The organism is Pseudonocardia kunmingensis (assembly GCF_006716445.1).
In the GTDB taxonomy this organism is placed as follows: domain Bacteria; phylum Actinomycetota; class Actinomycetes; order Mycobacteriales; family Pseudonocardiaceae; genus Pseudonocardia; species Pseudonocardia kunmingensis.
Window position 1 is genome coordinate 412,462 of record NZ_VFPA01000006.1, and the last position, 20,375, is coordinate 432,836.

20 protein-coding genes are annotated in these 20,375 nt (G+C 76.5%); 12 read left to right on the plus strand and 8 right to left on the minus strand.

Features of this window, described 5'->3' with window-relative positions; translation table 11 throughout:
• Positions 1–24: 24 nt before the first annotated feature.
• A complete protein-coding gene (locus FB558_RS38440) occupies positions 25–1,008 on the minus strand; it encodes an SDR family NAD(P)-dependent oxidoreductase (protein WP_142063012.1) in 984 nt (327 codons plus the stop codon).
• Between FB558_RS38440 and FB558_RS38445 the strand changes: the two genes are divergently transcribed.
• Both FB558_RS38445 and FB558_RS38450 read left to right on the plus strand, forming a co-directional pair.
• Positions 1,001–1,453 (plus strand): hypothetical protein, encoded by a 453-nt coding sequence (locus FB558_RS38445; protein ID WP_246107067.1) that lies wholly within the window; start codon positions 1,001–1,003, stop codon positions 1,451–1,453. The genes FB558_RS38440 and FB558_RS38445 overlap by 8 nt on opposite strands.
• Positions 1,454–1,487: 34 nt before the next feature.
• Entirely contained in the window at positions 1,488–2,342 is an 855-nt protein-coding gene (locus FB558_RS38450; RefSeq protein WP_142063015.1) for an SDR family oxidoreductase, read from the plus strand.
• A gap of 35 nt (positions 2,343–2,377) precedes the next feature.
• On the opposite strand, the gene FB558_RS38455 is transcribed toward FB558_RS38450, so the two are convergent.
• Positions 2,378–4,024, minus strand: a complete 1,647-nt coding sequence (locus FB558_RS38455) for a RecQ family ATP-dependent DNA helicase (protein ID WP_246107068.1) — start codon at positions 4,022–4,024, stop codon at positions 2,378–2,380.
• Positions 4,025–4,148: 124 nt separating this feature from the next.
• On the opposite strand from FB558_RS38455, the gene FB558_RS38460 reads away from it, so the two are divergent.
• Genes FB558_RS38460 through FB558_RS38470 form a run of 3 tightly spaced genes read left to right on the plus strand, consistent with a single transcriptional unit; the run spans position 4,149 to position 7,078 of the window.
• Positions 4,149–5,198 carry a glycosyltransferase gene (locus FB558_RS38460; protein WP_142063021.1) on the plus strand — a complete coding sequence of 350 codons (1,050 nt, stop codon included), beginning with the start codon at positions 4,149–4,151 and terminating at the stop codon, positions 5,196–5,198.
• A gap of 6 nt (positions 5,199–5,204) precedes the next feature.
• A complete protein-coding gene (locus tag FB558_RS38465) occupies positions 5,205–6,476 on the plus strand; it encodes a glycosyltransferase (RefSeq protein WP_142063023.1) in 1,272 nt (423 codons plus the stop codon).
• 35 nt (positions 6,477–6,511) lie between these two features.
• Complete coding sequence (locus FB558_RS38470; protein WP_425468151.1) at positions 6,512–7,078, plus strand: D-sedoheptulose-7-phosphate isomerase; 567 nt, start codon at positions 6,512–6,514, stop codon at positions 7,076–7,078.
• Positions 7,079–7,169: 91 nt separating this feature from the next.
• Here FB558_RS38470 and surE read toward each other — a convergent pair whose 3' ends face one another.
• From surE to FB558_RS38500, 6 genes are all read right to left on the minus strand, one after another.
• Positions 7,170–7,940, minus strand: a complete 771-nt coding sequence (gene surE / locus FB558_RS38475) for a 5'/3'-nucleotidase SurE (protein WP_246107069.1) — start codon at positions 7,938–7,940, stop codon at positions 7,170–7,172.
• 19 nt (positions 7,941–7,959) lie between these two features.
• Positions 7,960–8,904: a 1-phosphofructokinase family hexose kinase gene (locus FB558_RS38480; RefSeq protein ID WP_142063031.1), complete on the minus strand. Its 945-nt coding sequence runs from the start codon at positions 8,902–8,904 to the stop codon at positions 7,960–7,962.
• A 51-nt stretch (positions 8,905–8,955) separates the two neighbouring features.
• A complete protein-coding gene (locus FB558_RS38485) occupies positions 8,956–9,147 on the minus strand; it encodes a hypothetical protein (protein WP_142063033.1) in 192 nt (63 codons plus the stop codon).
• Between the two features lie 95 nt (positions 9,148–9,242).
• The gene (locus FB558_RS38490; RefSeq protein ID WP_142063035.1) at positions 9,243–10,943 is read right to left on the minus strand and encodes a formate--tetrahydrofolate ligase; all 1,701 of its coding nucleotides are present in this window, start codon (positions 10,941–10,943) and stop codon (positions 9,243–9,245) included.
• On the minus strand, positions 10,943–11,878 hold the full coding sequence (locus tag FB558_RS38495) for a methylenetetrahydrofolate reductase (RefSeq protein ID WP_170231750.1): 936 nt from the start codon (positions 11,876–11,878) through the stop codon (positions 10,943–10,945). Before FB558_RS38495 ends, FB558_RS38490 begins: the two co-directional genes overlap by 1 nt.
• On the minus strand, positions 11,875–12,384 hold the full coding sequence (locus tag FB558_RS38500; protein ID WP_142063037.1) for a methylenetetrahydrofolate reductase C-terminal domain-containing protein: 510 nt from the start codon (positions 12,382–12,384) through the stop codon (positions 11,875–11,877). Before FB558_RS38500 ends, FB558_RS38495 begins: the two co-directional genes overlap by 4 nt.
• Positions 12,385–12,627: 243 nt before the next feature.
• Here FB558_RS38500 and FB558_RS38505 point away from each other — a divergent pair, with 243 nt between their 5' ends.
• Genes FB558_RS38505 through FB558_RS38535 form a run of 7 tightly spaced genes read left to right on the plus strand, consistent with a single transcriptional unit; the run spans position 12,628 to position 19,899 of the window.
• A complete protein-coding gene (locus FB558_RS38505; protein WP_246107070.1) occupies positions 12,628–13,176 on the plus strand; it encodes a D-glycero-alpha-D-manno-heptose-1,7-bisphosphate 7-phosphatase in 549 nt (182 codons plus the stop codon).
• Positions 13,173–14,264, plus strand: a complete 1,092-nt coding sequence (locus FB558_RS38510; RefSeq protein WP_211367137.1) for a glycosyltransferase family 9 protein — start codon at positions 13,173–13,175, stop codon at positions 14,262–14,264. Before FB558_RS38505 ends, FB558_RS38510 begins: the two co-directional genes overlap by 4 nt.
• Entirely contained in the window at positions 14,261–15,001 is a 741-nt protein-coding gene (locus FB558_RS38515) for an SDR family oxidoreductase (protein ID WP_142063042.1), read from the plus strand. The genes FB558_RS38510 and FB558_RS38515 overlap by 4 nt, the downstream gene beginning before the upstream one ends.
• Entirely contained in the window at positions 15,001–16,152 is a 1,152-nt protein-coding gene (locus FB558_RS38520; protein WP_142063391.1) for a glycosyltransferase family 9 protein, read from the plus strand. Before FB558_RS38515 ends, FB558_RS38520 begins: the two co-directional genes overlap by 1 nt.
• Positions 16,122–17,642 (plus strand): D-glycero-beta-D-manno-heptose 1-phosphate adenylyltransferase, encoded by a 1,521-nt coding sequence (rfaE2, locus tag FB558_RS38525; protein WP_142063053.1) that lies wholly within the window; start codon positions 16,122–16,124, stop codon positions 17,640–17,642. The genes FB558_RS38520 and rfaE2 overlap by 31 nt, the downstream gene beginning before the upstream one ends.
• Positions 17,639–18,475 (plus strand): glycosyltransferase family 2 protein, encoded by an 837-nt coding sequence (locus FB558_RS38530; protein WP_142063056.1) that lies wholly within the window; start codon positions 17,639–17,641, stop codon positions 18,473–18,475. The genes rfaE2 and FB558_RS38530 overlap by 4 nt, the downstream gene beginning before the upstream one ends.
• Positions 18,472–19,899, plus strand: coding sequence for a PfkB family carbohydrate kinase (locus FB558_RS38535; RefSeq protein WP_142063059.1), 1,428 nt, complete (start codon positions 18,472–18,474; stop codon positions 19,897–19,899). Before FB558_RS38530 ends, FB558_RS38535 begins: the two co-directional genes overlap by 4 nt.
• Positions 19,900–20,375: the final 476 nt, after the last annotated feature.

A 20,375-nucleotide genomic window follows, 5' to 3' on the forward strand; every position in this document is an offset into this window, starting at 1 on the left:
CCCCCCGGGTGCGCGCGGCGGCGGTCAGCGGGCCCGCCGGCGAGCCGCGGCCGCGACGGTCACCGCGCCCGCGGCGGCCGCGACCAGGCCTGCCGCGCGCCGGCGCCGCTCCCGCCGCGCACCTGCCCAGCCCCCGTCGACCGCGGCGGGTGCGGCCCCCGGGACGTGGAGCGCACCGGACGTCGCGGGCACCACGCCGTCGCGGCGCAGGGAGCGCTCCACGTCGATCGCGAGGACCCGCTCCGCGACGCGCGGCGCCACGACGTGCTGCAGCACGAACGCGCGGCCGAGCAGGCCGCCGGCCACCACCTCCCGGCGCGGCCTGCGCAGCTGCCGGACGATCACCCGGGCGACGCGTTCGGCGGTGTAGACCGGCGGCGGGGGCTGCGGGACGCGGCCGCTGTGGTTGGCGGCGGCGGCGTAGATCGGGGTGTCGACCGCCGCGGGCAGCACCGTGGAGACCGAGACCCCGCGGACGCCGCGCAGCTCCTCGCGCAGGGCGACGCTCAGGCCGCGGATCGCGAACTTCGACATCGTGTACGCCGAGCCGTGGGGCTGGGCGATCCGGCCGAGCAGGGAGGAGACGTTCACCAGCACACCGGCCTCCTGCGCCACGAAGCGGGGGAGCGCGGCCCGCGCCCCGTGCACGTAGCCGAGCAGGTTGACCTCCAGCACCCGGCGCAGGTCGGCGAGCGGCACGTCGAGCAACGACCCGAACATCGTGACGGCCGCGCAGTTGACCCAGCCGTCGAGCCGGCCGAAGTGCTCCACCGTGGCCCGGGCGGCGGCCTCGACCGCGTCCGCGTCGCTGACGTCGGCCGGCACGACGAGCGTGCGGTCGCCTGCGCCCGCGGCCGCGGCGCACTCGCGCGCGACCTGTGCGAGCGCGTCCTCCCGGCGCGCCAGCAGCGCGAGCCGCGCGCCCTGCTCCGCGAGGGCCACGGCCGTCGCCCGGCCGATGCCGCTGGACGCCCCGGTCACCACGATCACGCTGCCGTCGATGCGCACGCCGCTGGTGGTACCCGCGACCGGCGGTCCGCACGCGGGTTTGACCGGCCGGGACGGGGGCACCTCGATCGGCATGCGCTACCTCCCCCGGATCCTGGGCGTGCTCACCGCCGCCTACAGCGTGGCGATCGCGGTCCGACCGGTGCTGCTGGCCCGGCCCTGCGGGTTGACCCGCGGCCCGGACGGGGAGGACGTCGACGCCGGGGTGCGCGTGCTCGTCGGCGGCATCGGTGCCCGGGACGCCGCGATCGGCACGGCGATGGTGCTCGCCCCCCGCGGCCCGGCCCTGCGGGTCGCACTGGCCGCGCGGGTGGTATCCGACGCCGCCGACGCCCTGGTGTTCGGCACGCAGCTGCCCGCCCGCGACCGCAGGCCGAAGGTCGTCGCGTTCGCGCTGTTCTGGGCGGCGCTGTGCGCGCTGTCGGCGCGCTGGGCCGACCGCTGACCCACCCGTCTCCGCAGAGAGAGGACACGACCGCATGTCCGACCCGACACCACCTGCCCAGCAGCAGAGCCCGCCCGGCGAGACCGGCGAGATGGCGCCCGAGCCCCGTGACGAGATGCGCGACTGGACCGGGCGCGACCTGCTCGCCGGCAAGGTCGCGCTCGTCACCGGGGGCGACTCGGGCATCGGGCGCGCCGTCTGCGCCGCCTTCGCCAAGGAGGGTGCCGACGTGGCGCTGGCCTACCTGGACGAGGACGCCGACGCCGAGCACACCGCGAAGCTCGTGCGGGCCGAGGGCAGGCGCTGCCTGCTGCTGCGCGGCGACCTCGCCGAGGCCGCGCAGTGCGTCGACGTGGTCGAGCGCACGGTCGCCGAGCTGGGCAGGCTCGACGTAGTCGTCAACAACGTCGCCACCCAGGAGCCGGTCGACTCCCCCGAGGAGATCACCGACGAGCGGTGGACGCACACCTTCGACATCAACATCCACAGCTACTTCCGCGTGACGAAGGCGGCGCTGCCGCACCTGCGCGAGGGCAGCGCGATCATCAACACCAGCTCGATCAACGGGCTGCGCGGCAACAAGAGCCTCATCGACTACTCGGCCACGAAGGGCGCGATCAACGCCCTGACCTACTCGCTGGCCCAGTCGCTCGTCGACCGCGGCATCCGGGTCAACTGCGTGGCCCCCGGTCCGGTGTGGACGCCGCTCATCCCGGCCACCATGCCCCCGGAGAAGGTGGAGTCGTTCGGGAAGCAGGTGCCGATGGGCCGGGCCGCGGACCCGGACGAGATCGCGCCGTCGTACGTGTTCTTCGCCGCCGACCGGCTCTCCAGCTACTACACGGGCGAGGTACTGGCCCCGATCGGCGGGGAGACGCTGCCCGGCTGAGCCCGTGACCGGACGAACGGCACTTTCGTCGGTACCTATCCGACGGAAGTGCCGTTCGTCGCCTCCGCCGCGGGCTCCAGCAGGTCGTTCTCGCGGACGGCGTCCAGCGCGAGCGTCTTGTAGCCGTGCTCGGCGAACAGCACCGTGACCCGGTCGCGCTCGGTCGACATGACCACGCCCTCGCCCCACTCGGGGTGCTGCACCTGCTCCTGCGCGCCGGGGTCGTCGGCCTCGGTGGGCCCGGCCTCCCGGGACGTCCCGGCCTCGCAGTTGTCGCAGTGCCCGCAGGGTTGCGCGTGCTGCTCACCGAAGTAGCCGAGCAGCAGGCGCCTGCGGCAGTCGGTGGTCTCGGCGTAGCCGCGGATCATCTCGATCCGCGAGCGCACGGTCTCCCGGCGGTGCTCGGCGATCTCGACGGCCCGCTCGACGGCCTCGTCGGCCCGCATGCCCGTCGCGCGGCTCCGCCCGTCGGCGTCGGTGGCCACCGCGCCGGCCTGCTCGAGCAGGTTCAGCGCCGACGTCCGGCGGGTGGGGGAGACGCCGCTCGCGTCGCCGATCTCCTTCGGCGTGCGGGTCTTCCCGTCGCCGAGAGCGGCCAGCACGGCGCGCAGCGCGTCCGGCTTCGGGCGCCGGGCGGTGAGGAAGCGCTGCAGGTTCAGGTCCTGGGCGTGGTGGTGCAGCTCGGCGACCGCGGGGTCGCCGTCGCGCCCGCCGCGCCCGATCTCCTGGTAGTAGGCGTCCAGCGACGCGGGCGTGGCGGCGTGCAGCACGAAGCGGACGTCCGGCTTGTCGATCCCCATCCCGAACGCCGACGTGGCGACGACGACCTCGAGCCGGCCGTCCATGAAGCGCTCGTGCACGTCGGCGCGGTCCGCGCGGGACAGGCCCGCGTGGTACGCGGCGGCGCTCACCCCGCGGGCCGCCAGCGCCTCGGCGTAGGCGGTGGTGTCCTTGCGGGTCGCGCAGTACACGAGCCCGGGGCCCGTCAGCTCCACCGCGCGCTGCTCGACCTCGGCGCGGCGCTGGTCGGCGTCGGCGTGGTGGTGGGCGGCGAGCCGCAGCTCGGGCCGGTCGAAGCCCGCCACCACCTCGTGGTGGTCGCGCAGCCCGAGCCGTTCGACGATGTCGCGGCGCACCGGTGGCGCCGCCGTCGCGGTCAGCGCGATGACGGGCGGGTGCCCCAGCCGCTCGACGACCGAGCCGAGGCGCAGGTAGTCCGGCCGGAAGTCGTGCCCCCACTCCGAGACGCAGTGCGCCTCGTCCACCACGAACAGGCCGGGGCCCGCCTCGCGGATGCGCTCCACGACCTCGTCGTTCGCCAGCTGCTCGGGAGCGAGGAAGACGTACTCCGCGGAGCCGTCGTCCAGGGCCTCCCACGCCGCGCGGTTCTCGCCCGGCCGTTGCACCGAGTTGACGGCCACCGCGTCGGGCGCGCCGCTCTCGGCGAGGCCCTCGCGCTGGTCGTGCTGCAGCGCGACCAGCGGCGAGACCACGACCGTCGGCCCGTCCCGCAGCAGCGCGGGCACCTGGTAGATCGCCGACTTGCCGGAGCCGGTCGGCAGGACGGCGAGCACGTCGCGGCCGTGCACCGCGTGCTCCATGGCGTCGATCTGCTCGGGTCGCAGGTGTGACCAGCCGAAGGAGTCGGCGGCGATGCGGGACAGGTCGCTGCGGGTGCTCACCGCACGCAGGTACCCACCGGCCGGACACGTATCCGGCAACCACGGACGGTGCTGTGACCACTCCGCGGAGTAGCGGTTGGGGGAATCTCGTTTTGATCCACGGCGGTTGGGCGAACCCCTGAGCGTGAACATCCTCGTCTGGCACGTGCACGGGTCGTGGACGACGGCCTTCGTCCAGGGGCCGCACCGGTACCTGCTCCCCACCCTGCCCGAGCGCGGGCCATGGGGCGGCGGGCGGCCGGCGGCGTGGGACTGGCCGGCGTCGGCGGTCGAGACGAGCCCGGACGAGCTGGCCGAGACCGACGTCGACGTGGTCGTGCTGCAGCGGCCCGAGGAGTTCGCGCTCGCCCAGCGGTGGCTGGGGCGCGCCCCCGGCCGGGACGTGCCCGCGGTGTACCTGGAGCACAACGCGCCACGGGAGCACGCGGCCACGAGCCGGCACCCCGTCGCCGACCGCGACGACGTGCTGCTCGTGCACGTCACCCACTTCAACCAGCTGATGTGGGACACCGGCAGCACCCCGACCCGGGTCATCGAGCACGGTGTCGTCGACCCCGGGTACCGCTATACCGGCGAACGGGAGGCGGCGGCGGTCGTCGTCAACGAGCCGGTGCGGCGGGGCCGGATCACCGGGACGGACCTGCTGCCGGAGCTCTCCCGCGCCGTCCCGCTGGACGTGTTCGGCATCGGGACGGACGGCCTGCGCGCCCACCTGGGCGACGCGGTCGGCCACGACCTCGACATCCACGAGTGCGGTGACCTGCCGCAGCACCGGATGCACGCCGAGATGGCGCGGCGACGGGCGTACCTGCACCCGCTGCGCTGGACCTCGCTGGGGCTGTCGCTGATCGAGGCGATGCACCTCGGCATGCCGGTGGTGGCGCTCGCCACCACCGAAGCGGTGGAGGCGGTGCCGCCCGGCACCGGACACCTCTCGACCGACCCGGCCCGGCTCGCGCAGGCGCTGCGCGAGCTCGTGGCCGAGCCGGAGCTCGCACGGCGCACCGGCGCCTCCGCGCGGGAGCACGCACTGCGCCGCTACGGCCTGGACCGCTTCCTCGCCGACTGGGACACCGCGCTGCACGCCGTCACCGACGGCGCGCCCGCCCGTCCCGCGGGGTCCCGTCGCCTCGGACGCAGCCCCGTCGCGGCCGCCACGACCGGAAGGAGCTGACCGCCGATGCGCATCGCCATGGTGTCGGAACACGCCAGCCCGCTCGCCGCCCTCGGCGGCGTCGACGCGGGAGGCCAGAACGTGCACGTGCTGGAGCTGAGCTCGGCACTGGCGGACGCGGGCCACGAGGTCACCGTCTGGACCCGCCGCGACGCCGTGGGGCTCCCGGACGGCGTGCCCCTGCGTCCGGGCGTCGTCGTGCGGCACGTCAGCGCCGGACCCCCCGAGTACGTGCCGAAGGACGGGCTGGTCCCGCACCTGCCTGCGTTCACCCAGGCGCTCGACGAGGCGTGGACGGCCGACCCGCCCGACGTGGTGCACGCGCACTTCTGGATGTCGGGCATGGTGGCGCTCGCCGCGGCGGCCGGACGCTTCCCGGTCGTGCAGACCTTCCACGCGCTGGGCAGCGTGAAGCGCCGCCACCAGCGTGAGGACGACACGAGCCCGCAGGGCCGCGTCGGCGCCGAGCTCGCCGTCGCCCGCCAGGCCGACCGCGTGCTGGCGACGTGCACCGACGAGGTGTTCGAGCTCGCCAGGATGGGAGCGCCGCGACGCCGCACGACCGTGGTGCCCTGCGGCGTGGACACCGTGGAGTTCAGCGCCGACGGGCCCGCCGCCCCGCGGGGGGATCGGCCGCGGCTGCTGGCGCTCGGGCGCCTCGTGCGGCGCAAGGGCGTCGACGAGGTGATCGAGGCGCTGCGCCGGGTTCCCGCCGCGGAGCTCGTGGTCGCAGGCGGCACCGGCGACGGCGACCCCGACGCCGCCCGGCTCCGCGAGTGCGCGCAGCGCCACGGCGTGGCCGACCGCGTGCGGCTCGTCGGCCCCGTCGCCCGCCCCGACGTGCCCGCGCTGCTGCGCTCGGCCGACGCCGTCGTGTGCACGCCGTGGTACGAGCCGTTCGGCATCGTGCCGCTCGAGGCGATGTCGTGCGGGCGGCCGGTGGTCGCGAGCGCGGTGGGGGGCATCCAGGACACGGTCGTCGACCGCGTCACGGGCCTGCTCGTCCCGCCGCGCCGGCCCGACCTGCTCGCCGCGGCGCTGCGCGACCTCCTGAGCTCGCCGACGATGGGCGCGGCCTACGGCATCGCCGGGCGCGACCGGGTGCTCGCCCGCTACGACTGGGAGCGCGTCGCCGCGGCCACCGCCCTGGTGTACGACGAGGTCGTCGCCGCCCGCGGCCGGCACGCCTCCGCCCGGGCCGGCCACGGGGCCGCTGCGGGCGAGGCCACCGGCGCTGCGGAGCACGCGGAGCGCGAGGCGGCGGGGGTGACCCGGTGAACCCGGTCGCGACGCCCGCGCCGCCCCGGCCCGTGGTGGACACCGTCGACGCGCACGTGGACCGGCTCGCCTGCGCGCTACCCGCGCTGCGGGCGGCGGGCCCGACCCTCGCCCGGTGGGGCGCCGACCTCGCCGAGCGGCTGCTCGCCGGTGGCCGCCTGCTCGCCGCCGGCAACGGGGGCAGCGCCGCGGAGGCCCAGCACCTCACCGCCGAGCTCGTGGGCCGCTTCGACGGGGAGCGGCAGGCGCTCTCGGCGATCGCGCTGCACGCCGACGGCTCGAGCGTCACCGCCATCGGCAACGACTACGGCTTCGGCGAGGTCTACGCCCGCCAGGTACGCGCGCACGCCCGCCCCGGCGACGTGGTCCTGCTGTTCTCGAGCAGCGGCCGCAGCCCCAACCTGCTCGGTGCCGCGGCGGCGGCCGCCGAGGCGGGCGCCACGAGCTGGGCGATCACCGGCCCCGGCCCCAACCCCCTCGCCGGCGCCTGCGATGACGCGGTCTGCCTCCCGGGCGACACCGCGACGGTCCAGGAGTGCCACCTGGCAGCCCTGCACATGCTGTGCAGAGCGGTGGACGCGACGGTCCGCGCGCAGCAGTAAGGGCCCCAGACCCCGCACCTTGGAGCCGTACTGCTGTTCACAGAGGGCCGAAATCAGCAGTACGGCTCCAAGGTGCTTGCGGGGCAGGGTTTCACGAGTGCACGCGTTCGGTGTTCGCCAGCCAGTCCGGGACCAGGCGGCCTTCGTCCTCGGACACCGAGCGCAGCGCCGTCAGCGTCGGGTGGCCGGCGGCCAGCAGGGCGCCGTCGGTGCCCTCCTCCGGCTCGGCGCCCACCTCGATCTCGCCCAGCCGCAACCCGCCGTCCTCGACCTCGTCGACGCGGGCCTGGACGGCGCCGAAGGCCGCGAGGCGGGCGTGGCGCAGCTCGCGGTGCTCGGCGCGGTCCCGGTCCGGCAGGTTGAGCGACAGCGACGTGCCCGGCTGTGCGTCCAGCAGCAGCTCCAGCACCCGGGGGAACACGTCGTCGGCGGCGTCCCAGTGCCGCTCGCCCCGCGGGTCGAGCGGCACGTCGAGGCTCACCGCGAGGCCGCTGACGTCGTGCACGGCGGCGGTGAGCACCGCACCCACGGTGCCGGAGTGCAGCACCGCCCGCCCGACGTTGGCGCCGTGGTTGATGCCCGAGAGCACGAGGTCGGGCGCCGGGTCCAGCCAACCGGTCAGGGCGGCGACGACGATGTGGCCCGGCTGCGCGCGCACGCCCCACGCCGGCAGCTCCGGCCGGTCGGGGAGCTCGTGGCGCTCGACCAGGGTGCGGCCCTCGTCGCGCACCGCGGTGATCGCGGCGCTCGCGCCGCTCGACTGCTCCGACGGCGCCGCCACCACGACGTCCAGTCCTGCGGCCACGGCCAGGCGCGTCAGCGCGGCCAGGCCCGGCGAGTCGATGCCGTCGTCGTTCGTCACCAGTGCGCGCACCGTGTCCCTACCCCTTCCACTCCACCAGTTCGACCCGCTCGGCCAGGGTGCGGATCGCCGCCTCGCCGCCGGTGCCGAGCCCCCGGCGGACCACGTTGAGCGCACCGCAGGCGGCGCCGGTGCGCAGTGCCTCCCGGATCGGGTCCCCGCGCACGAGGGAGGCAACCACGCCCGCGGTCATCGAGTCGCCCGCGCCGCGGGTCTCGGCGGGTTCCAGCGGCGGCACGTGGATCTCCAGCACGTCCCCGTCCGCGTCCGCGTCGCCGTCGGCCGGGAGCGCCAGCGCCGGTTCCGCGGCACGGGAGACGATCACGGTGGCGGCGCCATCGGAGCGCAGCTGCCGCATGGCGGCCACGAGGTCGGCGGGGTCGTCGCTGTCGGCGCGCCCGTCGTCGATGAGCTCCTCGTGGCTGACCTTGAGCACCGCGGGACCGCCCGCGAGCACGGCGTCGAGGCGCTCACCGGACAGGTCCGCGGCCACCCGGCAGCCGTTGGCCCCCAGGTCGGTGGCCAGGCGGCGGTAGAGCGACGCCGGGATGACCTGGTCGGCGTTCGGCCCGGCGAGCACCGCCGTGCCGTGCTCGATGCCCTCGCGCAGCACCACCTCGTAGAGGGCGTCCTGCTCGTGGCGGTCCAGCGGTCCGCCGGGCGCCTCGGCGATCGGCTCGCGGTCGTCGGAACGGCGGTCGTGCACGTAGCCGCCGTTGCGGGTGCCCACCCGCACCGGGCACAGCGTGACGCCCTCGCCGGGCAGCAGGTGCTCCAGCACGTCGCCGGCCTCCCCGCCGAGCGCGGCGCACAGCACCACGGGCACGCCCAGCGTCGAGATCATCCGCGCCTGCCACACCCCCTGCCCACCGGCGTGGACGTGGATGTCGGGCTGACCGGCCCGGTCCTCGATCGTGACGGTGAGCAGGGGCGAGGGCGCGAAGACGACGACCGTGGGCGGCATGTCCGGTTCGTACCCGAAGCCCTGGACCGGTACGCGGGGGCCTCCGGCGGGTCAGGTGCCGTGGTCGTCGGGGCCTGCCTCGTCGGGGACGACCTCGACGGGGTCGTCGTCGACGGGGTCGTCGTCGGGCGGGAGCTTGCGATCGGGCCCGGGCTCGGCGTCGGGTCGCAGCGCGTCCGGCTGGTCGCGGCGCCCGAGCGAGGGCCGGGCGGACTCGACGGGGTCGTGCTCGGAGTCGGTCATCCCCGCGGGTACCCCGCACCGGCGTCGCACACCGATCGCTGCGCTCGGACACCGACTGCAGTCGGTGTCCGAGCGCAGCAGTCGGTGTGCGAGCGTCAGGAGAGGTTGACGATCTCCCCGTTCGCGTCGAGGTCGATGCGGTGCGCCGCGGGGCTCGCGCCGAGACCGGGCATCGTGCGCATGTCGCCGCAGATCGGGTAGATGAACCCGGCGCCGACGGACGCCCGCACCTCCCGCACCGGCAGCCGCCACCCCGTCGGCGCGCCCTTCAGCGAGGCATCGGAGGAGATCGACAGGTGCGTCTTGGCGATGCACACCGGCAGGTGGCCGAAGCCGTTGCGCTCGTAGGAGTCGATCTGACGGGACGCGGAGAGGTCGTAGTCCACGCCGTCGGCGCCGTACACGCGCGTCGCGATCGTCTCGATCTTCTCCCGCAGCGGCGCCTCGTCGGGGTAGAGGAAGTGGAAGTCCGAGGGCTCCTCCGCCGCCTCCGCCACCGCCTCCGCGAGCTCGGTGGCGCCGCGCCCGCCGTCGGCGAAGTGGGTGCAGACCGCCGAGCGGGCCCCCATCGACGCCGCGATCTCGGCGATCGCGGCGTGCTCGGAGGGGTGGTCGCCGGGGAAGGCGTTGATCGCGACGACGGGGGAGACGCCGTGCAGCCGGATGTTCTCGATCTGCTTGCGCAGGTTGGCCCCGCCCGCGTGCACCTCGTCGGGGTTCTCGGCGAACAGGGCCTCCGGCAGCGGCTTGCCCGCCACGATCCGGTGCCGCCCGGAGTGCGCCTTGAGCGCCCGCACCGTGGTGACGACGACCGCCGCGTCCGGCGTCAGGCCCGACGCCCGGCACTTGATGTTGAAGAACCGCTCGGCGCCCATGTCGGCGCCGAAGCCGGCCTCGGTGATCAGGAAGTCGCCCGCGTGGATGCCGATCAGGTCCGCGACCACGGAGGAGTTGCCGTGCGCGATGTTGCCGAACGGACCGGCGTGCACCAGCACCGGCGTGTTCTCCAGCGTCTGCAGCAGGTTGGGGCGCAGCGCGTCGCGCATGATCACGGCCATCGCGCCTGCGCCGCCGATGTCCTCGGCCGTGACCGGCTTCCCGCTCCGGTCGTAGGCCACGACGATCCGGCCCAGCCGCTCGCGCATCTCGGGCACCGACCGAGCCAGCGCGAAGATCGCCATCACCTCGGACGCCGCCGTGATGTCGAAGCCGGTCTGCCGCGGCACCCCGTCCACCCGGCTGCCGAGCCCCACCACGACGTTGCGCAGCACGCGGTCGTTGACGTCGAGCACCCGGCGCCAGGTGATGTCGTGCTGGTCGATGTCGAGCGCGTTGCCCTGGAAGAGGTGGTTGTCCAGGATCGCCGACAGCATGTTGTGCGCCTCGGTGACGGCGTGGAAGTCGCCGGTGAGGTGCAGGTTGAGCGTCTCCATCGGCACCACCTGGGAGTAGCCCCCGCCCGCGGCCCCGCCCTTGATGCCGAACGTCGGACCCATCGACGGCTGGCGGACCGCGACCGTGGCCCGCTTCCCGATGTGGCGCATCGCCTGGCCCAGCCCCACGGTCGTGGTGGTCTTGCCCTCGCCCAGCGGGGTCGGGGTGATGGCCGAGACCACGACGTACTTGGCCCGCGGCCGGTCGGCGAGCTCGTCGATCGCGCCGAGCTCGATCTTGGCGACCTCGCGGCCGTACGGGGTGACCAGGTGTTCCCCGATGCCCATGCTCGCGGCGACGTCGACCAGCGGCTGCAGCGTCGCGCCCTTCGCGATGGCCAGGTCGGACGGGAAAGCGGCCATCAGGCGCGCTCCTTCCTCTCGGTGGGTGCGGCCGGCGCCAGACCGGCACGTTCGAGGATCTCGGGGATCCCCCGCTCGTAGCCGAACGCCATGACGTGCACGCCGGCGACGCCCGGGATGGCGCGCAGCGCCTCGATCGTCTCCACGCACAGTGCCACGCCCTCGGCCGCGACGCGGTGCTCCGGCACGCCGCGCAGCCTGCGCCCCACCGACTCCGGCAGGTGGACGCCCGGCACGTGGGTACGCACGAACTCGTAGGCGCGCAACGAGCGGATCGGCCCGACGCCGGCGAGGACGGCGCAGCGCTGCGCGATGCCGCGGTCGACGACCTCGGCCATGAACCGGGCGAACGCGGGCACGTCGAAGGTGAACTGGGTCTGGCAGAACTGCGCGCCCGCCGCCGCCTTCTTGCCCAGCCGGGTGGCGCGGAACGCTGCGGGCGGGGCGAACGGGTTCTCGACCGCGCCGACGAGGAACTGCGGGCGCGTCTCGACCGGGCGTCCGGACAGCAGCACGCCCTCGTCGCGCAGGGTGCGGGCGGTCCAGACGAGCTGGACGCTGTCCAGGTCGAACACCGCCGCGGCGTCGGGGTGGTCGCCGTAGACCGGGTGGTCGCCGGAGAGCAGCAGCACGTTGGGCACCCCCAGCGCGCCCGCGGCGAGCAGGTCGGACTGCAGGGCGATCCGGTTGCGGTCGCGGCAGGTCAGCTGCATCACCGGCTCCACGCCGGCCCGCAGCGCGAGCACGCTGCCCGCGAGGCTGGACAGCCGGACGTGCGCGCCCTGGTTGTCGGTGATGTTCGCGGCGTCGACCCAGCCGCGCAGCAGCCCGGCCTTGCGCTCGATCGCGGCCGCGTCGGCGCCGCGGGGTGGCCCGATCTCGGCCGTGACGGCGAAGCGGCCCTCGCCGATCGCCGCCGCCAGCCGCCCCGTCACGGGCGCACCCGCGGCATGCCGAGGTCGACGGTGCCCGCCCCCGTCCAGAGCCCCTCGTCGCGGCCGAGCCAGTAGTGCACCCACGAGCTCGTGCCGCGCAGCCGCTGGTCGATCGGGCGCTGCAGCAGGGCGAGGTCGGCGTCGTGCCCGGTGGCCGCCGCGCGCTCCCACGCGATGAGCCAGACGCAGCGCTGCCCCGGGTGCACCTCGCAGTCGCCGTTCGCGGCGACGCCGCCGCACGGGCCGTTGCGCAGCTGCTTCGGGCACGTCATCGGGCACGCGTACGCGGTGGCGGGCAGCGCGCACTGCCCGCACATCCGGCATCCGTAGAGCGCCTCCTTGCCGCGCCGCTCGAGGCCGGTGAACAGCCGCAGCGCCCGGGGCATGCGCTCCAGGCGGGCCGCGACGGCCCGGTAGAGCCGGTTCGGGCGCACCAGTGGCGCGATGAGGTAGGAGGCGCGCGCGCTGATCCGGGGCCGGACCGGACGGGGACCCTGCTCGCCCACGCGCTCGCCTCCCTCCCGCGGTCGCCGGATCGAGCCGGCACCCGCTTCCCGCCACCGTAACCGGGGAGGTGGCCTTGGTCACAGCAGTAGGGCGTACGTGCCGGTGAGGCGGGCGTTCCTCGGTGACGCCACGTAGTAGCTGCTACGCAGAGTAGTAGTGGGGCGCGCAGCGGTTTACCGGCAGCGGGCTCGGACACCTCCTCCTACGTGATCGTCCGCAATGACCGTCCGAGCGCGCGCCGCGTGCCCGAGGCCGTCCTGTTCGACCGGGACGGGACCCTCGTCGTCGACGTGCCCTACAACGGGGACCCGGACCGGGTGCGACCGGTGCCGGGGGCGGCCGCGGCGCTGCACCTGCTGCGCGCGGCGGGGATACCCGTCGGCGTCGTCAGCAACCAGTCCGGCATCGCCCGCGGGATCCTCACGACCGCGCAGGTCGACGCCGTCAACCGCAGGGTCGACGAGCTGCTCGGACCGTTCGCGGTGTGGCAGGTCTGCCCGCACGGTCCCGACGACGGCTGCCCGTGCCGCAAGCCGCGCCCCGGCATGGTCCTGGCCGCCGCCCACGCGCTCGGCGTCGACCCGGGCGCCACCGCCGTGATCGGCGACATCGGCGCCGACGTGCGCGCGGCCGCCGCGGCGGGAGCAGCCGCGGTGCTCGTCCCGACGCCCGTGACGCGCCCCGAGGAGGTGGCGGCCGCGCCGGTGGTGCGCGTCGACCTCGACGCCGCGGTGCGGCACCTGCTCGGGACCGAGCAAGTTGCCGAGCCCGTACCGGGGCGTGCGTCGTGACCCGGCGCATCCTGGTGGTGCGGCTGGACGCCGCGGGCGACGTGCTGCTCGCCGGCCCCGCCGTGCGCGCCGTCGCCGCGGCCCCGGACGCCGAGGTGTCGCTGCTGTGCGGGCCCGCAGGCGCCGCGGCGGGACGGCTGCTGCCCGGCGTGCGGCGGGTGCTCGAGTGGGCGAGCCCGTGGATCGTGAACCCGGCCCCCGCGGCGACACCCGAGCACGTCCAGGCGGCCGTCGGCATGCTCGCCGAGCACGGGTTCGACGAGGCGGTCGTGCTGACCTCGTTCCACCAGTCCCCGCTGCCGACGGCGCTGCTGCTGCGGCTGGCCGGGATCGGCCGGATCACCGGCGCGTCGGTCGACTACCCGGGCTCGCTGCTCGACGTGCGGCTGCGCCCCGGTGAGGACCTGCCCGAGGACCAGCCAGAGCCCGAACGCGCCCTGGCCATCGCCGCGGCCGCCGGGTTCCGGCTCCCGCCGGGGGACGAGGGCAGGCTCGCCGTGCGGCGCCCGCCGGGGGTCGGTGCCCTCCTCGGGCCGCTGGCGCGCCGCCGCTACGTCGTGCTGCACCCCGGTGCCGCGGTGCCCGCCCGGCGCTGGCCCGCCGAGCACCACCGCCGCGCCGCGCGGCTGCTCTCCGAGGCGGGCCTGCCCGTCGTCGTCACCGGCGGCCCGGGGGAGCGGGAGCTCACCGCCGCGGTCGCCGACGGGCACGCGCTCGACCTGGGCGGGCGCACCGACCTCGGCCGGCTCGCCGGCGTCCTGAACGGCGCCGCGGCGCTGGTCGCGGGCAACACCGGCGCCGCGCACCTCGCCGCCGCCGTCGGCACCCCGGTCGTGTCGCTGTTCGCCCCGGTGGTCCCGGCGATCCGGTGGCGCCCCTACCGGGTGCCCCAGGTGCTGCTCGGTGTGCAGGACGCGCCCTGCCGCGGCACGCGCGCCCGCGACTGCCCCGTGCCCGGTCATCCCTGCCTGTCCCGGGTCTCCCCCGAGGAGGTCGTCTCCGCGGTGCACCGGCTGGTGCCGGCGCCCCCCTCCACCCGCCCCGGTGCCGTCCCCGCGGCCACGGGCCCGAAGGAAGGACCGTCATGACCCAGACCCTCCCCGTCCCCACGGCCACGCGCGCGCCCCGCCCGGTCGGCACCGTCCTCGTCACCGGCGCCGCCTCCGGGCTCGGCCGGGCCGTCGCCGGAGCGGTCGCCGCCGCCGGCGGGCGGCCGCTGCTGCTCGACCGCGTCCCGGTCACGCCCGGGCCCGAGCTCGGCGACGCGCTGTCCACCGTCACCGACCTCGCCGACGGGAGGCGCAGCGAGGCCGCGATCGCGGAGCTGGTGGACGCCGCGGGCGGTCTCGACGCCGTCGTCACCGCGGCCGGCACCGACCGCTGCGGCGCGCTGGGCGAGGTACCGGCGGCGGAGTGGGAGCAGGTGGTCGGCGTGAACCTGCTCGGCACCGCCGCGGTGATCCGCGCCGCCCTGCCGGCGCTGACCGCCCACCGCGGCCGCATCGTCACCGTGGCCTCGACCCTCGGGTTGCGTGCCTTGCCCGACGCCTCCGCCTACTGCGCGTCGAAGTTCGGCGTGGTCGGCATGACCCGGGCGCTGGCGAGCGAGCTGGCCGGCCGCGTCGGCGTCACGCTCCTCGTGCCCGGTGGCATGGACACCGCGTTCTTCGACGGCCGGCCCGAGCAGTACAAGCCCGGCCCGGACGCGCAGCTCAACGACCCGGCCGAGGTGGCCGACGCCGTCGTCTACGCGCTGACCCGGCCCGAGGGCAGCGAGGTGCGGGAGATGGTCGTCTGCGCGTCCACGGAGCCGTCGTGGCCGTGATGCCGATCCCCGTTCCCGGCCACCACCCCGGCGCCGACCGGGGTGGGCCCGTCGACCTGGCCGGCGCGCGGATCCTCGTGGTGCGCGCCGACAACATCGGCGACGTCGTCACGACGACCCCGGCGCTGCGCGCGCTGCGCACGGCGGCGCCGGACGCGCGGATCGACCTGCTCGCCTCCCCGGCTGGCACGGCCGTCGCGGCGATGATCCCCGAGCTCGACGGAGTGCTGACCGCGTCGCCGTCCTGGCAGCAGCTGCCCGCAGCCGCCGGGGCGGACGCCGCGGCCGAGCGCGAGCTGCTGGAGCGGATGGCGGCGGGGCGCTACGACGTGCTCCTGGTGCTGACGTCGTTCTCCCAGTCGCCGTGGCCGGTGGCGCACCTCGGGCTGCTCGCGGGCATCGGCACCCGGGTGGTGCACTCCCGCGAGTTCGGCGGTGCCGTCGCCACGCACTGGGTGACGCCCCCGCCCGACACCACGCACCAGGTCGACCGCGCCCTGCACCTGCTGGCCGCCGTCGGCGTGCCCGACCAGGGGCACGAGACGGCGTTGCGCGTCCCCGGGGACGCCGCGGCCGCCGCCGCCGGGCTCGCCCCGCACGGGCCGTTCGCCGTCCTCGCCCCGGGCGCGTCGTGCGCGTCGCGGCGCTACCCCGCCGAGCGGTTCGGCGCCGCCGCCGCCCGGCTCGCGCGGGCCGGCCTGCCGGTGCGCGTGGCGGGCCCGGCGTCCGAGGCCGAGCTGGTCGCGCAGGTCGTGGCGGCCGCGGACGAGCCCGGTGTGACACCCGTTCCGGCGGTCCCGCTGCCGGTGTTCACGGCGCTGCTGGCCCGCGCGTCCGTCGCGGTCACCAACAACTCCGGCGGCATGCACCTCGCCGACGCCGTGCGCACGCCGGTCGCCGTCGCCTACGCCGGCACCGAGCGGACCGGCGACCTGGAACCGCGCAGCGTGCCCAGCGCCCTGCTCGGCAGGTCGGTGCCGTGCTCGCCGTGCCGTCAGCTGCAGTGCCCCTTCCACCACGAGTGCCTCGACGTGCCGCCCGGCGAACTCGCCGCCGCGGCGCTCGCGCTCGCCGTCCCCGGGACCGTCCCCGGGACCCCGCTGACCGCAGAGGAGGACCGATGGACGCCGTTCGCCCCGTCGACCCCCTGATCGACCTCACCCCCGCCCGGGTCCCCGCCGCGCTGGCCGGCCGGATCACCGCGCGGGCACCGCGCGTCGCCGTCGTGGGTGACGCGCTGCTGGACGGCTGGCTGTCCGGCCCCGCCCGCCGTCTGGGCCGCGACGGGCCCGTCCCGGTCGTGGAGCTGTCCGAGACCCGCAGCGCCCCGGGCGGGGCCGGCAACGTCGCGGTCAACCTCGCCGCGCTCGGCGCGCGCGTCGAGCTGGTGTCGGTGCTCGGCGACGACGCCGACGCCGGCGTCCTGCGCGAGCTCCTGCAGACCGCAGGGGTGCACACGACCCCGTGCGTGGCCGAGGAGGACCGCGCCACGGCCGTCAAGCGGCGGCTGGTGTCGGCGGGCCAGCCGCTGGCCCGCTACGACGCCGGTCCCGACCGCGCCCCGCGACCGGAGACCGTCACGGCGCTGGTCGCGGGGCTCGACGCCGTCCTGGACCGCGAGCCCGACGCCGTGCTCGTCGCCGACTACGGCCTCGGCGCCGTCGGTGGCGAGGTGCGCGCCGCGCTGGCCCGGCGGCGCGGGCAGATCCCGCTGCTCGTGGTCGACGCCCGTGCAGGCGACGGGTGGGGCGCGCTGGCCCCCGACGTCATCACCCCGAACGCTGCCGAGGCCGCCGCCCTGATCGGCGCGGCGGAACCGGTGGGGCCCGACCGGGCCGGCTGGGTGCTCGCCCACCGCGACGAGCTGGTGGCCGCGGCCGGCGGTGGCGACGTGCTCGTCACGCTGGACGTCGACGGCGCGGTGCGGTTGCCTGCCGACCCGGACGCGCCGGCCGGGCGCACCACGGCGGTCCCGGGCCCGGACTCGCGGGCCTGCGGCGCGGGCGACACCTTCACCGCCGCCGCGACGGCGGCGCTGGCGTCGGGCATCGCGCCGGAGACGGCGCTGGTGCTCGCCCAGTGCGCCGCGGACGTCGTGGTCGCGCAGGAGGGCACGGCGGTGTGCTCGGCGGGCGCGCTCACCGCGCGGCTCGCCGCCCGCGACCGCGGTGGGCTGCTGGAGCACCGCGACCTGCTCGCGATCCTGGCCGAGCACCGCCGCACCGGGCACCGCATCGTGTTCACCAACGGCTGCTTCGACGTGCTGCACCGCGGCCACGTCGCCTACCTGCGCCAGGCGCGCGCGCTCGGTGACGTGCTCGTCGTCGCGCTCAACGACGACGGCAGCGTCGCGCGGCTCAAGGGCCCCGAACGCCCGGTGAACCCGCTGGAGGACCGCGCGGGCGTGGTCGGCGCCATCGAGTGCGTCGACCTCGTCACGGCGTTCTCCCAGGACACGCCGGTGGAGCTGATCGAGGCCGTGCGCCCCGACGTCTACACCAAGGGTGGCGACTACACCCCGCAGATGCTGCCCGAGACGCCCACGGTCGAGCGCCTCGGCGGTGAGGTGCGGGTCCTGGACTACCTGTCCGACCACTCCACGACCGCGATCGTGGGCCGGATCCGGGCGGGCCGGTCGTGACCCGGCCCGCGAGGGGGCTCGACGTCCTCGTCCCGACCCGCGACCGCCCGGTCGAGCTGGCCGCCACACTGGCCGGTCTGGCGGCGCAGGAGCACCCGTTCGGCCTGGTCGTGAGCGACCAGTCGGACGGTCCGGCGTCCTACGACACGCCGCCCGCGCAGACGCTGCTGCGCGCCCTGCGCGCGTCCGGGCACCAGGTGCGGACCGTCCGGCACCGCCCGCGGCGCGGCCTCGCCGAGCACCGCGCGTCCCTGCTCACGCGCTCGTCGGCCCGCTACGTGCTGTTCCTCGACGACGACGTGTGGCTGGAGCCCGGGGCCCTCGCCCGCCTGCACGAGGCGATCCAGGCACTGGGCTGCGGGCTCGTGGGCGCCGCCGTGCAGGGGCTGTCCTACCTCGACGACCACCGCCCGGGCGAGCTGGCGCCGTTCGAGCGCTGGACCGGGCCCGTCGAGCCGGAGCGGATCGAGCCCGGCACGCCCGCGTGGGAGCGCTGGACGCTGCACAACGCGGCGAACCCGGTGCACCTGGCGGCTGCGCACCTGCGACCGGGGGAGCGGTGGATGGCCTACAAGATCGCCTGGGTCGGCGGGTGCGTGCTCTACGACCGGCGGGTGCTGGAGGACGTCGGCGGTTTCGACTTCTGGACCGACCTGCCGGAGGCGCACTGCGGGGAGGACGTCCTCGCCCAGCAGCGCGTGATGGCGGCCGCGGGAGGCGCGGGCATCCTGCCCTCGGGGGCCTACCACCTGGAGTCGCCGACGACCGTGCCCGACCGCACCGTGCAGGCCCGCGACGTCGTCGACGGCGTCCTCGCCGGGAGCGCGTCGTGAGGCCCGGGCGCAACGGGCGGCGGGCGCGCCCGGTGGTCGTGATCGGCGACGCCCTGCTCGACGTCGACGTCGAGGGCAGCGTGGACCGGCTGTGCCCGGACGCGCCCGCGCCGGTGCTCGCCGTGCAGGGCGAGCAGGCCCGCCCCGGCGGCGCGGGCCTCGCGGCCGTGCTCGTCGCGGGCCGGGGCACGCCGGTGCGGCTGGTCACCGCCCTGGAGGACGACGAGCCGGGCCGGCGGCTGCGCGCGCTGCTGGACGGGTCGGTCGAGGTGTTCGCCGGGCCGTCCGCGGGCGGGACCGTCGTGAAGTGCCGGTGGCGCGCGGGCGGTCGCTCGATGCTGCGCACCGACCGCGGCCGCGGCGAGCCCGCCGCCGGTTTCGGTGCCGCCGTGGACCTGGACGCCGCGCTCGCGGGCGCCGGTGCGGTCCTCGTCTCGGACTACGGGCGCGGCGTGGCCGCCGACCCGGACGTGCGCGCCGCGCTGGCCCGCGCCGTCGCGCGGCGGGTGCCGGTGGTGTGGGACCCGCACCCGCGCGGCCCGGAGCCGGTGCCCGGGGCGACCGTGGTCACCCCGAACCTCGCCGAGGCGCGCCAGGCCGCACCGGGTGGCGGGGACGGCTCCGGCGCTCCCGAGGCGCTGGCGCTCGCCGGCCGCCTGCTGGACCGGTGGGAGGCCCGTGCCGTCGCCGTGACGATGGGCGGCGCGGGAGCGGTGGTCCGCCACCGCCACGGCGCCTGCTCGGCCGCGCCCGCCCCGTCCGTCGACGAGCAGGACCCGTGCGGCGCCGGTGACCACTTCGCCGGGGGCGTGGCCGCCGCGCTGGCGGGCGGCGCGACCGTCGACGAGGCGGTCGCCGAGGCCGTGCACGGCGCCGCGGGCTTCGTGGCCCGCGGTGGGGGCGCTGCGGTGCGGCGCGAGGGCGACCGGTGGGTCCAGCCCGTGTCCACCGACGTCCCGCCGCGGTCCGCGGTCTCCGGGCTGGAGGCGGCCGCGCGGGTTGCGGAACGCGTCCGCGACGGCGGGGGCACCGTCGTGGCCGCGGGCGGCTCGTTCGACGGGCTGCACACCGGCCACACCGCCACCCTGGAGGCGGCCCGCGCGCTGGGCGACTGCCTGCTGGTGCTGGTCAACTCCGACGCGTCGGTGCGCAGGCGCACGGGCCCGGACGGCCCGCTGGTGCCGCTCGAGGAGCGCCTGGCCGCCCTCGCCGCGCTGGACTGCGTCGACGCGGTGGCGGTGTTCGACGCCGACGACCCGCGCGGCCCGCTGGACGCCCTGCGCCCGGACCTGTGGGTGAAGGGCGGCGACCACGACCCGGCCGACCTGCCCGAGACACCCCTGGTGCGCTCGTGGGGCGGCGAGGTGGTGGCGGTGCCCTACCGCCCGTCCCGCACCCCGATGGCGGCCACCGCCCGGCAATGAGCCGGAGCGGCGGACGGAGAGGGTCCCGCCCCGCCGCCCCGACTGATCGGTCCGAGCCGCACGAGGCGGCTGACCAGCCACGCCCGTGATCGTCGTGAGACGCACCAGAGCGTCGTGGCGGCGACGTGGCGTGCGACTCGGATCGATCACCAACCGGTGATCGCGACGAGCCGTACGTGGGGGCGGTGGCGGCGTGTCTGGTGTGCGGCTCGGACGGATCTCCGACGGTGATCGCGGTGAGCCGCACGTGGCGGTGGTGGTTGCGACCCTCGTGTACGGCTCGGTCGGGTCTCCGGACCGTGATCGTGACGAGTCGCGCGTGGGGGTGGTGGCGCCGCTCGTGTGCGGCTCGGACCGATCTCGACCGGTGATCGTTGTGAGACGTGCGTGCGGGTGGTGAGCGCGATCGTGGTGTGCGGCTCGCGGGGTCCACCGGTCGGCGATCGAGGCGACTCGTGCGTGGCTGCGGTGGTCAC